14 protein-coding genes are annotated in these 11,587 nt (G+C 59.8%); 8 read left to right on the top strand and 6 right to left on the bottom strand.

Annotated features, from left to right (window positions below; translation table 11 throughout):
- Positions 1–9 precede the first annotated feature (9 nt).
- The 5 genes from ugpE to rsmI all read right to left on the bottom strand — a co-directional run bounded on the left by ugpE (position 10) and on the right by rsmI (position 4,502).
- On the bottom strand, positions 10–852 hold the full coding sequence (gene ugpE, locus NBG89_RS18560) for a sn-glycerol-3-phosphate ABC transporter permease UgpE (RefSeq protein WP_431321149.1): 843 nt from the start codon (positions 850–852) through the stop codon (positions 10–12).
- Positions 853–862: 10 nt separating this feature from the next.
- Positions 863–1,744 carry an ABC transporter permease subunit gene (locus tag NBG89_RS18555; protein WP_431321148.1) on the bottom strand — a complete coding sequence of 294 codons (882 nt, stop codon included), beginning with the start codon at positions 1,742–1,744 and terminating at the stop codon, positions 863–865.
- 74 nt (positions 1,745–1,818) lie between these two features.
- The gene (locus NBG89_RS18550) at positions 1,819–3,117 is read right to left on the bottom strand and encodes an extracellular solute-binding protein (protein ID WP_431321147.1); all 1,299 of its coding nucleotides are present in this window, start codon (positions 3,115–3,117) and stop codon (positions 1,819–1,821) included.
- A 124-nt stretch (positions 3,118–3,241) separates the two neighbouring features.
- A complete protein-coding gene (locus tag NBG89_RS18545) occupies positions 3,242–3,610 on the bottom strand; it encodes a YraN family protein (RefSeq protein WP_431321146.1) in 369 nt (122 codons plus the stop codon).
- Complete coding sequence (rsmI, locus tag NBG89_RS18540; RefSeq protein ID WP_431322736.1) at positions 3,600–4,502, bottom strand: 16S rRNA (cytidine(1402)-2'-O)-methyltransferase; 903 nt, start codon at positions 4,500–4,502, stop codon at positions 3,600–3,602. Before rsmI ends, NBG89_RS18545 begins: the two co-directional genes overlap by 11 nt.
- Positions 4,503–4,772: 270 nt before the next feature.
- Between rsmI and dnaN the strand changes: the two genes are divergently transcribed.
- From dnaN to NBG89_RS18505, 7 genes are all read left to right on the top strand, one after another.
- Positions 4,773–5,891: a DNA polymerase III subunit beta gene (gene dnaN, locus NBG89_RS18535; protein WP_431321145.1), complete on the top strand. Its 1,119-nt coding sequence runs from the start codon at positions 4,773–4,775 to the stop codon at positions 5,889–5,891.
- A gap of 122 nt (positions 5,892–6,013) precedes the next feature.
- Positions 6,014–6,607 (top strand): phospholipid N-methyltransferase PmtA, encoded by a 594-nt coding sequence (gene pmtA, locus NBG89_RS18530; RefSeq protein WP_431321144.1) that lies wholly within the window; start codon positions 6,014–6,016, stop codon positions 6,605–6,607.
- A 5-nt stretch (positions 6,608–6,612) separates the two neighbouring features.
- The gene (locus NBG89_RS18525) at positions 6,613–7,200 is read left to right on the top strand and encodes a histidine phosphatase family protein (protein ID WP_431321143.1); all 588 of its coding nucleotides are present in this window, start codon (positions 6,613–6,615) and stop codon (positions 7,198–7,200) included.
- A gap of 1 nt (position 7,201) precedes the next feature.
- The gene (gene pyrF / locus NBG89_RS18520) at positions 7,202–7,897 is read left to right on the top strand and encodes an orotidine-5'-phosphate decarboxylase (RefSeq protein ID WP_431321142.1); all 696 of its coding nucleotides are present in this window, start codon (positions 7,202–7,204) and stop codon (positions 7,895–7,897) included.
- 24 nt (positions 7,898–7,921) lie between these two features.
- Entirely contained in the window at positions 7,922–8,209 is a 288-nt protein-coding gene (locus NBG89_RS18515; RefSeq protein WP_088691085.1) for a DUF1330 domain-containing protein, read from the top strand.
- Positions 8,210–8,321: 112 nt separating this feature from the next.
- Complete coding sequence (locus NBG89_RS18510; protein ID WP_431321141.1) at positions 8,322–9,302, top strand: complex I NDUFA9 subunit family protein; 981 nt, start codon at positions 8,322–8,324, stop codon at positions 9,300–9,302.
- Between the two features lie 284 nt (positions 9,303–9,586).
- Positions 9,587–9,739 carry a hypothetical protein gene (locus NBG89_RS18505; RefSeq protein WP_016552420.1) on the top strand — a complete coding sequence of 51 codons (153 nt, stop codon included), beginning with the start codon at positions 9,587–9,589 and terminating at the stop codon, positions 9,737–9,739.
- A 107-nt stretch (positions 9,740–9,846) separates the two neighbouring features.
- Here the strand turns inward: NBG89_RS18505 and NBG89_RS18500 are convergent, their stop codons facing one another.
- Positions 9,847–10,644 (bottom strand): undecaprenyl-diphosphate phosphatase, encoded by a 798-nt coding sequence (locus tag NBG89_RS18500; RefSeq protein ID WP_088691083.1) that lies wholly within the window; start codon positions 10,642–10,644, stop codon positions 9,847–9,849.
- A gap of 250 nt (positions 10,645–10,894) precedes the next feature.
- On the opposite strand from NBG89_RS18500, the gene NBG89_RS18495 reads away from it, so the two are divergent.
- Positions 10,895–11,587 (top strand): glutathione S-transferase family protein, encoded by a 693-nt coding sequence (locus NBG89_RS18495; RefSeq protein WP_088691082.1) that lies wholly within the window; start codon positions 10,895–10,897, stop codon positions 11,585–11,587.

Below are 11,587 nucleotides of genomic sequence, written 5' to 3'. Positions count from 1 at the left end.
GCGTTTCCTTTACTTGTCGCTTTCGGTGAGGCCCTTGATGAACCAGCGCTGGAACACCACGACGATGATGACAGGCGGCAGCATCGCGAGGATCGCGATGGCGAAGGCTTCGTTGTAATCGGGAATCTGCGCACCGACCCAGACCAGGAGAATCTGCTTGATGCCGCGCACCAGCGTGTAGAAGCTCTCGTCGTTGGTCATCAGCATCGGCCAGAGATACTGGTTCCAGCCGTAGACGAACATGATGATGAAGATGGCGGCCACCATCGTCTTCGAGAGCGGCACGATCACGTCGAAGAAGAACTTGATCGGACCGGCGCCATCGATGCGCGCCGCCTCGAGCAATTCGTCCGGGATCGACTTGTAGAATTGCCGGAAATAGAAAGTGCCTGTGGCCGACGCCAAAAGCGGCACGATCATGCCGGTATAGGTGTTGATCAGGTGCAGCTGGTGCATGACCTCGTACGAGGGAAGAATACGGACTTCGAGCGGCAGCAGCAGCGTCGTGAAGATCATCCAGAAGAACAGCGTTGCGAGCCGGAAACGGAAGTAGACGATCGCATAGGCCGCGAGCATCGACAGGATGATCTTGCCGATGGCAAAGCCGATCCCGAGGATCAGCGAGTTCATCAGCATGCGCATGCCCGTCACCTGTCCGGTGAATCCGCCTTCGCGATTGAGCACGGTGCTGTAGGTCTCGGCGAAATGGTTGCCCCAGGTGAGGGTCAGACCCTGGCGATGGATTTCGGCCGCATCGTGCGTTGAGGTGAAGAAGGCAACGACGACGGGCGCCATCATCACGAAGACGCCGAGCAGCAGAATAACGTGGTCGAATATCTTGAGACGGTACATTCCGCGCTCCTCAATTGTAGTGAACGCGCCGCTCAAGGAAGCGGAACTGGAAGACGGTCAGCACGAAGACGACGATCATCAGGATCACCGACTGGGCCGAGGAGCCGCCGAGGTCGTTGCCGCGGAAGCCATCCATATAGACCTTGTAGACGAGCGTGATCGGGTTGTTCGCGGCCTTGTCCTTCACCATCACGTCGACGATGCCGAAGGTATCGAACAGCGAATAGGTGACGTTGATGACGAAGAGGAAGAAGGCGGTCGGCGCCAGCAGCGGCAAAATCACGGTCCAGAACCGGCGGAAGCCAGAGAGGCAGTCGAGCGCCGCGGCTTCGCGAACGGAAACGGGAATGCCCTGGAGGCCCGAGAGGAAGAAGATGAAATTATAGGGGATCTGCTTCCAGACGGAGACGACCACCATCGCAAAGGCCGTATCGAAATAATTGAGGCCAATCTTCATGTCCCAGCCGAACAAGGCGGCGAAACGCACGAAGGGGCCGATGTGCTGGTCGAAGAACATCATGCCGATCAGGCCCGCGACCGGCGGAGCGATCGCATACACCGAGATCAGCAGCGTCTTGTAGGTCGAGCTGCCGCGGATGACGGCATCGGCCTTGACGGCAAGAAGCAGGCCGAGCGACAGCGAGAAGAAGGTAACGAGCGCCATGAAAATGGCGGTAAAGCCGGCGATCGAGCGGTACTCAGCGCTTTGCAGAACGCCCTTGTAGTTGTCGAAGCCGACGAAGCTGGAGCCGAAGCCGAACGGATCTTCAAGGAAAAACGAGGATTTGACCGCCTGGACGGACGGCCAATAGAAGAAAATGAAAATGACCGCCATCTGCGGCAGCAGGAAGAGATAAGGCAGCGTTGGCGACGAAAACTGCACGCGCTTCATGGCGGGACCTTTTTGCAAAGCGGTTCCGGAGACGGCGGGCGTCTCCGGAACCGTTGTTTCAGCAATCGGCTAGATCAGCCGGCCGTCTTGGCGAAACGCTCGAGGAGCTGGTTGCCTTCCTTCTCGATCGTGTCAAAAGCGTCCTTGACGGAGGTTTCGCCCGAGAAGATGCGGCCGTATTCGCGTTCCATGATTTCGCGGATCTGCGGGTAGAAGCCGAGGCGGTAGCCCTTCGACCATTCGCCGTCCTGCAGCTTCAGCTGCTTGATACCGACTTCAGCGACCGGCTCCTTGTCGTAGTAGCCTTCCTTCTTGGCGAGCTCGTAAGCTGCCTCGGTGATGGCGACGTAACCGGTTGCCTGGTGGTAGAACTTCTGGATCTCAGGCGAGGTCAGGAACTGGAAGAAGTCTGCAACGCACTTGTTCTCTTCAGCCGACTTGCCGGACATCGCAAAGAGTGCAGCACCGCCGATGAAGCTGTGGGTGCCGGCACCCTTGATCGAACCCCAGTATGGCAGGAAGGTTGCCGAGAAGGGCATCGTAGCCGTCTTCTTCAGGCCGCCGAAGGAGCCCGAAGAGCCAACCCAGAGGGCGACCTTACCTTCTTCGAAGGGCTTCTGGTTGTCGCTCCAGCCGGCGCCGTAGTACTTGAAGTAGCCCTCATCGGACCAGGCCTTCAGCTTCTCGAACATCATGATGAGGTTCGGGTCGGTGACCTTGAGCTTGGTGTCGACGACACTGTCGTAGCCGTTGTTGTTGCTGGCGAACTGGATGTTGTTGCGCGAGAAGAAGTTCTCGGTGAACTCCCAGGTCAGCTGAGACTGGACGAGCGGGATATAGCCGGCGTCCTTGAGCTTCGGCGCAATCGCCTCGAACTCTTCCCAGGTCTTCGGGGCTTCGACGCCAGCCTTCTTCAACGCTTCCGGATTGATGTACATGATCGGAGCGGAGGAGTTGAACGGCATGCCGACGAACTTGCCGTCAGCGGCAGCGTAGAAATAACGAACGCCCGGAATGAAGGCATTGCGATCGAACTTGTAGCCGGCGTCCTTGATCAGATCTTCGGCAGGAACGACAGCGCCCTTGGCGTTGATGATGGTTGCTGCACCCGCGTCGAAGACCTGCAGGATGTTCGGCTGCTCGCCGGAGCGGAAGGCAGCGATGCCGGCAGCAAGCGCTTCTTCGTAGGTGCCCTTGCTGACCGGGGTCAGAGCGCAGGACGACTGCGCGGCGTTGAACTTCTGTGCAACCTCATTGATGACTTCGCCGTTGCGGCCGCCCATGCCGTGCCACCAAGTGATGTTGGTTGCAGCAAAGGACGACGAGGCCGAAAAGCTGACCGCCATTGCGGCCATGGAAATCTTCTTGAACATGGCTAATCCCTCTCCACCAGTTGTTGGGGTGAGGAGTGCAATAGAGGCCTTCCATGACGCCTCCTTAATGGTTTGATGACAGGAGTGTTACAGTGGAGGCTTTTTGCACGCGATTGCAAGCAGCTCAGAAGGCATTCGGAAAGTGGCGCGGCAAGCGGCCAGGCCGGATGGCCACAATGTCGTAACACTGCGAAAGCACCGCATAATCGCGTTGCCTCGCCAACCACAGATCGCTAGCGGCTTTGATGCGGTTTTGCGCCGTTGGCGACACGGCGTTGATGGCGCCCATGTGGTCACGGCGCGCCTTCACTTCCACGAAAATCGCCAGATTGCGCTTGCGTGCAATGATGTCGATCTCCCCGAGCTTCGTACGGTAGCGCAGGGCGACGATGCGATAGCCCTTCAGCATGAGATAGATCGCGGCAAGATACTCGGAGATACGACCCCGGCGGAGAGCCTTGCGGCGGTCGCCGGCGGCAGCCCTATCGCCCATCGCCACCCTTCATGTCGAGGAGCCGCTGGTAGAGTTCCTTCTTGGAAATGCCTGTGAGCCGCGAGGCTTCGGCGGCGGCCTTGGAGGTGGGTAAAGTCGTGGCCAGGTCTGCCAAGATCGCATCGACATCCGCGGCTTCGACAATGCGCTCGGGAGGCGGACCAATGACGAGCACGATCTCGCCTTTGACGCTGTCGACGTCGGCATAATGGCCGGCAAGCTCCGCCAGCGTGCCACGCCGAAACTCTTCGTAGGTCTTCGTCAATTCACGGCAGACGGATGCGGCGCGATCACCGCCGAGCACATCGGCGGCGGCGGCCAGCGTTGCGGCTATACGGTGCGGCGATTCAAAGAACATCAGCGTTGCGGGAACGGCCTCGATTTCGGCCAGCCGATCGCGGCGGGCCTTGTCCTTGCTCGGCAGAAACCCTGCAAAGAGAAAGGCGTCATTGGGCAGGCCGGAGCCGACCAAAGCGGCAAGCGGTGCCGAAGCCCCGGGAATCGGCACGACACGATAGCCGGCCGCGATGGCGTTTTGCGCCAGACGATAGCCGGGATCCGAGACCAGCGGCGTCCCGGCGTCGGAGACGAGAGCGACGGACTTGCCGGCTTCCAGCGCCTGCAAGAGCCGTGGCCCAGCCTCGTCGGCATTGTGTTCATGGTAGGCGTAGGGCCGGTTTTGAATGCCATAGCGGTCAAGCAGGACGCGGGTGACGCGGGTGTCTTCGCAGGCCAGCACATCGGCGCCGGCAAGTGTTTCCAATGCACGCAGCGTGATGTCGCCGAGATTGCCGATCGGCGTCGCAACGAGGTAAAGCGCCGGCTCCAACGGCCGTGCCGGAATGGGCATATTGTGCAGGCGAAAGCTGCGTTGCCTGCCACCTTCGGCCATCACATCGTCATTGCTCAAGATAGTTTCACTTTCTTTGACTTCGCGCCTTTATGGGCGAGGCCTTGCAGTTCGGCAAGGCCGCTGCGATTTCTGTGAGCATTGCGCGGGAAAACGGCAATTGCATTGACGCTTCCGCTGGTACCTCTTGCAATCGGTCGCAAAATCCTGCCATTTTGCCTGTCCACTCTCTGGTCCCTCTTGGGCAAAAGCATTCCTTGCGGCGCGCAACATGCGCGCTCAAGCAGTAACGGTCGAAAGCGGTAGCATCCCATGCGTATTACAATTGAGCGGTCCAACCTTTTGAAGTCGCTGAACCACGTGCATCGCGTGGTCGAACGCCGGAACACGATCCCGATCCTGTCCAACATCCTGCTGCGCGCCGAGGGCCAGAACCTCGACATGAAGGCGACCGACCTCGATCTCGAAGTGACCGAAGCGACACCAGCCAATGTCGAACAAGCGGGCGCAACGACCGTTCCCGCCCATCTTCTTTATGACATCGTGCGCAAGCTGCCTGATGGTTCCGAAGTCCTGCTGGCGACCAGCACCGATGGGGGCTCGATGACGGTCCAGTCCGGCCGCTCGAAGTTCTCGCTGCAGTGCCTGCCGGAATCCGACTTCCCTGACCTCACCGCCGGTACCTTCAGCCACACCTTCAAGCTGAAGGCGACCGACCTCAAGATGCTGATCGATCGCACGCAGTTCGCGATCTCGACCGAGGAAACCCGTTATTATCTCAACGGCATTTTCTTCCACACCATCGAGAGCAAGGGCGACCTGAAGCTGCGCGCCGTCGCAACCGACGGCCACCGCCTCGCCCGCGCCGACGTGAATGCACCGTCCGGCTCGGAAGGCATGCCCGGCATCATCATCCCGCGCAAGACCGTGGGCGAACTGCAGAAGCTTGTCGATGTGCCGGATGCGATCGTGACCGTCGAAGTTTCCGACGCCAAGATCCGCCTCAGCATCGGCTCGATCGTCATGACCTCGAAGCTGATCGACGGCACCTTCCCGGATTACCAGCGCGTCATTCCGGCCAACAACGACAAGGAAATGCGCGTCGATTGCACGACGTTTGCGCAGGCCGTCGACCGCGTCTCGACGATCTCTTCCGAGCGCGGTCGGGCAGTCAAGCTCGCCATCTCCGACGGCCAGCTTCTGCTTACCGTCAACAATCCGGATTCGGGTAGCGCGACGGAGGAAGTCGCGGTCGGCTATGATACCGACTCGATGGAAATAGGCTTCAATGCGAAATATCTGCTCGACATTACGGCACAGCTTTCCGGCGAGGAAGCGATCTTCCTGCTTGCCGATGCCGGCTCGCCGACGCTCATTCGCGACACGACCGGCGACGACGCTCTCTACGTGCTGATGCCGATGCGCGTCTAATCGCGCGTCGCATTTGCCGTACAAACTTTGCCAATTGCGACGTCTGGCCTTGTTTTTCGGCCCGACTAACTGCAATTAAAGACCGGGCTGCTTTGTTGCTGCATATCTAGGAGGATGGTGGAATGGCGTTGCGCCTGAAGGAACGGCTGGGCAAGAAGTTTGACGAAGAGATCCGCTTCTTCAAGGGAATGATGCAGGGGCCGAAGACTGTCGGTTCGATTGTTCCGACCTCCTCCATTACCGCACGCAAGATGGCGAGCATCGTCAACCTGCACTCCGGATTGCCAGTCCTCGAGCTCGGACCTGGCACGGGCGCGATCACCAAGGCAATTCTCGGACGGGGCGTGAAGCCGGAGAACCTGGTCGCGGTCGAGTATTCAACGGATTTCTACGAGCACCTGGTTCGGCTCTATCCGGGCGTGAACTTCATCAATGGCGATGCGTTCAATCTCGACAAGACGCTTGGCGCCATGAAGGATCAGAAGTTCGATTCCGTCGTGTCTGCCGTCCCGCTGCTGAACTTCCCGATGCAGGCCCGCATCGCGCTTCTCGAAAGCCTGCTCGACCGTCTGCCGGCTGGCCGCCCCGTTGTCCAGATCTCTTATGGCCCGGTCTCGCCAATCATCGCGCGGCCGGATCGCTATCACATCCAGCACTTCGACTTCATCGTGCGGAACATTCCGCCGGCGCAGCTTTGGATTTACCGGCGCAGCTGAACCCTGTGTTCAGTCTCTACATCACTCATCCGCAGGTGAAGATCGATCCGGCTGTTCCCGTACCAAAATGGGGGCTGTCGGAGATTGGCGCTACGCGCGCCCATAAAGCGGCCGAAAGCGACTGGGCAAAGCAGTTGCGGCGCATCATTTCCAGCGACGAGACGAAGGCGATCGAGACCGCCGAGATCCTTGCCGCCGCGGCAGGGCTGACCATCGAGATCGTCCACGGCATGCATGAGAACGACCGCTCGGCAACCGGCTTCCTGCCGCCGCCGGAGTTCGAGAAGGCGGCCGACTGGTTCTTTGCGCATCCCGCAGAGAGCTTCAGGGGCTGGGAACGCGCCATCGACGCGCAACGGCGGATTGTCTCGGCCGTCACCGATATTCTCGCGTCGCACGATCCCACCTCGCCTGTTGCTTTCGTCGGGCATGGGGGCGTCGGCACGTTGCTGAAGTGTCATCTGCAGGGTCGCCCCATCCAACGCGACGGCGACCAGCCGGGCGGCGGTGGCAATCTCTATTGTTTCAGCCTTGCGGATCAGCGGCTATCGTGCGACTGGACGCCCATCGAAGAGTGGCAGGGATGGATGTGAGATGGATGCACGCGAACGCCTGATCGTCGGGCTGGATGTTCCAACGCTTGGCGAAGCGGAAAAGATCGTCGATACGCTTGGCGACGACGTCGTTTTCTACAAGATCGGCTATCAACTCGCCTTTGCGGGTGGCCTGGAGTTCGCGCGCGACCTTGCCAAGAGCGGCAAGAAGGTCTTCCTCGATATGAAGCTGCTCGACATCGACAACACCGTCGCGTCAGGCGTCGAAAACATCGTCAAGATGGGCATGTCGATGCTGACCCTACACGCCTATCCGAAGGCGATGAAGGCCGCGGTCGAGGCCGCGAAGGGCTCTGATCTCTGCCTCCTCGGTGTCACCGTGCTGACGTCGATGGACGAGCAGGATCTGATTGCCGCCGGCTACGAATACGATCCGCATACGCTGGTCCTGCGCCGCGCCGAACAGGCTCATCTCGCCGGCATGGGCGGCATCGTTTGTTCCGCCGAGGAGTCCTCGGCCGTACGCAAGATCATCGGCCCCGACATGGCGCTTGTCACGCCGGGCATTCGCCCTGCCGGTGCCGACAAGGGCGACCAGAAGCGCGTGATGACGCCGGCTGCCGCGCTGCAGGCCGGCTCCAGCCATCTCGTCGTTGGCCGCCCGATCGTCAAGGCAGCCGATCCGAAGGAAGCGACCCGGGCGATCCTCGCCGAGATGTCGGCTGCCCTTCAATAATCAGTGGGCCAGGGAGCATCTAAGATGGCAAAGGGATATTGGATTGCGCGCGTCGATGTTCGCGATGCGGAGCGTTACAAGGACTATGTCGCGGCGGCGAAGCCGGCCTTCGAAAAGTACGGCGCCAACTTCCTCGCCCGTGGCGGCGCGATCACCGAGCTTGAAGGCAAGGCGCGGGCACGCAACGTGGTGATCGAGTTTCCTTCGATGCAGCACGCCGTCGATTGCTACAACTCGCCGGAATACCAGATCGCGGCGAAAATCCGCCAGGAAGTCGCCGACGCCGAGATGGTCGTCGTCGAAGGCGTCTAGAACGCGTTCTCAGCGGTGAGAACTGCGGCGCGATAGCCCTTTTCGTCGCACCGCGATTGGTCTAAGACGAAACCAGATCGACCAAACAATTGAGCCTTTCGAGGAGCCTGCTATGACCCTTGCCAACCTGCCGCCACTCGTCACCGTGTTCGGAGGGTCCGGCTTCATCGGCAGGCATATCGTGCGCGCGTTGGCAAAGCGCGGCTACCGCATTCGCGTTGCCGTCCGCCGGCCTGATCTCGCCGGCTTCCTGCAGCCGATCGGCAATGTCGGCCAGATATCCTTCGTCCAGGCGAACCTGCGCTACCGCAACTCGGTCGACCGCGCTGTCGAAGGCGCCGACTTTGTCGTCAACTGCGTCGGCATCCTGCACGAGGCCGGCCGCAATTCCTTCGAAGCAGTCCAGGAGTTCGGTGCACGTGCAGTCGCCGAGGCGGCCCGCAGCGTTGGCGCGAAACTGATCCATATCTCGGCGATCGGCGCGCACGCGCATTCCGATTCGGGATATGCCCGTACCAAGGGTCGCGCCGAGGCGGCGATCCACGCGATCAAACCGGATGCCATCATCTTCCGCCCGTCGGTCGTTTTCGGTCCCGAGGACAGCTTCTTCAACAAGTTTGCCGACATTGCCCGTATCTCGCCCTTCCTGCCGTTGATCGGTGGCGGCAAGACGAAATTCCAGCCAGTCTATGTCGTCGATGTCGCCCAGGCCGTTGCCAAGGCCGTCGAGGGCAAGGTGACCGCAGGCGAAGTCTTCGAACTCGGCGGACCCGAAGTGCTGACGTTCCGCGAATGTCTCGAAATGATGCTCAAGGCAACCTGGCGCAAGAATCGCCTGGTCTCGCTTCCTTTCAGTATTGCCTCGCTGATCGGCAGTGTTGCCTCGCTCGTTCCGTTCATCACGCCGCCGATCACCGCAGATCAGGTACGCCTTCTGAAGAAGAACAACGTTGTCTCAAAGGAGGCGGAAGCCGAGGGCCGCACCTTGAAGGGCATCGGCGTCACGCCAACCTTGGTAAGCTCGGTCATCGGCTCGTATCTTGTGCACTACCGTCCGCACGGCCAGTATACCGGATCGGGCAAGGCCGCTTGAGGCCAACTGCTTATCGTCTAATTAGCAGTGCCGCTTGCGAACTCGCGGGCGGCATTTTTCTTGGAAGAGTTTTCCGGAATCGCGCAAGTTGTGGATGCTTTTTTCTCTATGTCCGGCAGGCACTCGTTGCATAAAAGCCGCACGAAAAAATTAGCGGAATTAACACCAAATTTAGCAGGAACATTTATTGCTATTTGTCATTGCGCTGACTACACACCCCGCGCGTCTCCCAATGGACTCAGCGCCTTGACGGCGCGCTAACGACTTTTGAAAGGCTTTCTTCGATGGGTAGGTCAATCGCGCTTCTGTTTGCGTGCGCGGCGCTGGTTATTCTGGCAGGGTCTTTCATTGCACCCGGTTCGGTTGCAGCGGTGAAGGGTGAGTGCTCGCCAGCCTACGGCATCGATCCCTGCGAGACCGGCTCCATCAGCCGATAACAAGCCGGCGCTTTCGCGCCGGTTCTTTTTTATCCGCGGTTCGATTAGAGGCTGAGACCCGCTGTATCCACACGGTCGTTGCGCGAACGCGGCAATCAGCAAGCGTCTCAGGCAATGGCCCCAGTCGCCGCCATGCCAAGCAGAATGCCGCCGAGGATGATGCGGTAGATGGCAAACATCGTAAAGCGGTTGCTGCGGATATAGGAAAGCAGCCATTTTACAGCGACGAAAGCAACGATCGTCGAGACGACGAAAGCGATCCCGAGGCTCGTCCAGTCCTCGTTTGCCGCTCCACCATCCTTAAATGTCTTCAGCAGTTCGTAGGCGCTCGCTGCGTACATGGTCGGGATACCGACCAGAAACGCGAACTCGGTCGCTGCCGCACGATTGCCGGTACCAGCCAACATCGCGACGAAAATCGTCGCACCCGATCGTGATGTTCCCGGGAACACGCCGGCAACCACCTGGGCGATGCCCACGAGGATGGCGACGAGCCAGGTGATCTCCTTGTGGGGTGGTCGGCGCGCCGCGGCCCATTCGGCGAAGATCATCCAGATACCGCCGATGATCAGTGCCCAGGCAATCGGCGTCGCTGTCTCGGGTAGCTCGAAGCCGAGCTTCTTGACGACAAGTCCGAGGATCGCGGTGATGAGAAATGCGACAATCAGCTTGGCGGCGTAGGAACGGTTGCGCGGATCGCGCCAGCCGAGAACCAGGTCCAGCAGGCGGCGCCAGTAGATGATGGTGACGGCGAGGATCGCGCCGGCTTGAATAACAATGTTGAACATATCCGAGCGGTGGCCGAGCCATTGCTCCGCGATGATAAGGTGTCCGGTACTCGAAATCGGCAGAAACTCGGTAATTCCCTCTATTATGCCTAGAATTATAGAGTTCACATATTCCATGAATTGTCTCCGTGGAGTTTGGTCGGGGGGCGTTCGGTGGGGTTATGGCGTCTGGAAGTGACGAAGGCAGGGCGAAAAAGCAAAAAACAGTTTCCGGGCAGGTCGACGTCCTTTGTCGGGCAGTCCGCAACCCGACTCGCTTGTATTGGAAGGGCCAAGCTCCTATAGCTTCAACGAATGAGTCATGACTAGGGCGCTATAATGATCGCGCTCTTGCAACGTGCCACACCCCTCAAAAATCCGAGAATCGATGCCCACGCTCTATCATCACCCCATGTCATCCGCATCACGCTTCGTTCGGCTGATCCTGACGGAGTACGGCTATCAGGCAGATCTGATCGAGGAACAGACATGGGAGAAGCGCCGGGACTTCCTCGCGCTGAACCCGGCTGGAACATTGCCGGTCTACGTCGATGACAGTATGCGGGCGCTGTGCGGCGCTGCCGTGATCTCCGAGTATCTCGACGAGACGCATGGCGTGCTCAAGCGTGATCGCCGCCTGCTTGCCGAAGATCCGTTTCAGCGCGCCGAAATCCGCCGCCTGACGGAGTGGTTCATGCAGAAGATGGAAACCGACGTGACCAAGCCGCTTGCCCGCGAGCGCGTCTACAAACTGCAGATGACGGCGGACCAGGGAGGCGGCGCGCCCGACTCGAAGATCCTTCGCACGGCGCGGGCGAATATCCGCCAGCACATGAAGTACCTCACATGGCTCGCAGGCTCGCGCCAGTGGCTGGCGGGTGACCGCATGAGCTATGCCGATCTGGCTGCGGCGTCTGCCGTTTCCATTCTCGATTATCTCGGTGAGATCGACTGGTCGGAAGCTTCTGTTGTCAAGGAGTGGTATCAGCGCTTGAAGTCACGCCCATCCTTCCGGCCGTTACTTACCGAACGCGTGCGCGGTCTGACACCGGTTTCGCACTACGCCGATCTGGATTTCTGA

The organism is Rhizobium sp. YTU87027 (assembly GCF_050644135.1).
GTDB lineage: Bacteria > Pseudomonadota > Alphaproteobacteria > Rhizobiales > Rhizobiaceae > Rhizobium.
Note: the sequence above shows the minus strand (reverse complement) of the source record. Positions and strands in the feature narration are given on the sequence as shown.

Bases quoted from the DNA above. Each gene is read 5' to 3' on its own strand.
- ugpE (WP_431321149.1), bottom strand. From the start codon at position 852: ATGTACCGTCTCAAGATATTCGACCACGTTATTCTGCTGCTCGGCGTC.
- NBG89_RS18555 (WP_431321148.1), bottom strand. From the start codon at position 1,744: ATGAAGCGCGTGCAGTTTTCGTCGCCAACGCTGCCTTATCTCTTCCTG.
- NBG89_RS18550 (WP_431321147.1), bottom strand. From the start codon at position 3,117: ATGTTCAAGAAGATTTCCATGGCCGCAATGGCGGTCAGCTTTTCGGCC.
- NBG89_RS18545 (WP_431321146.1), bottom strand. From the start codon at position 3,610: ATGGGCGATAGGGCTGCCGCCGGCGACCGCCGCAAGGCTCTCCGCCGG.
- rsmI (WP_431322736.1), bottom strand. From the start codon at position 4,502: ATGGCCGAAGGTGGCAGGCAACGCAGCTTTCGCCTGCACAATATGCCC.
- dnaN (WP_431321145.1), top strand. From the start codon at position 4,773: ATGCGTATTACAATTGAGCGGTCCAACCTTTTGAAGTCGCTGAACCAC.
- pmtA (WP_431321144.1), top strand. From the start codon at position 6,014: ATGGCGTTGCGCCTGAAGGAACGGCTGGGCAAGAAGTTTGACGAAGAG.
- pyrF (WP_431321142.1), top strand. From the start codon at position 7,202: ATGGATGCACGCGAACGCCTGATCGTCGGGCTGGATGTTCCAACGCTT.
- NBG89_RS18515 (WP_088691085.1), top strand. From the start codon at position 7,922: ATGGCAAAGGGATATTGGATTGCGCGCGTCGATGTTCGCGATGCGGAG.
- NBG89_RS18510 (WP_431321141.1), top strand. From the start codon at position 8,322: ATGACCCTTGCCAACCTGCCGCCACTCGTCACCGTGTTCGGAGGGTCC.
- NBG89_RS18505 (WP_016552420.1), top strand. From the start codon at position 9,587: ATGGGTAGGTCAATCGCGCTTCTGTTTGCGTGCGCGGCGCTGGTTATT.
- NBG89_RS18500 (WP_088691083.1), bottom strand. From the start codon at position 10,644: ATGGAATATGTGAACTCTATAATTCTAGGCATAATAGAGGGAATTACC.
- NBG89_RS18495 (WP_088691082.1), top strand. From the start codon at position 10,895: ATGCCCACGCTCTATCATCACCCCATGTCATCCGCATCACGCTTCGTT.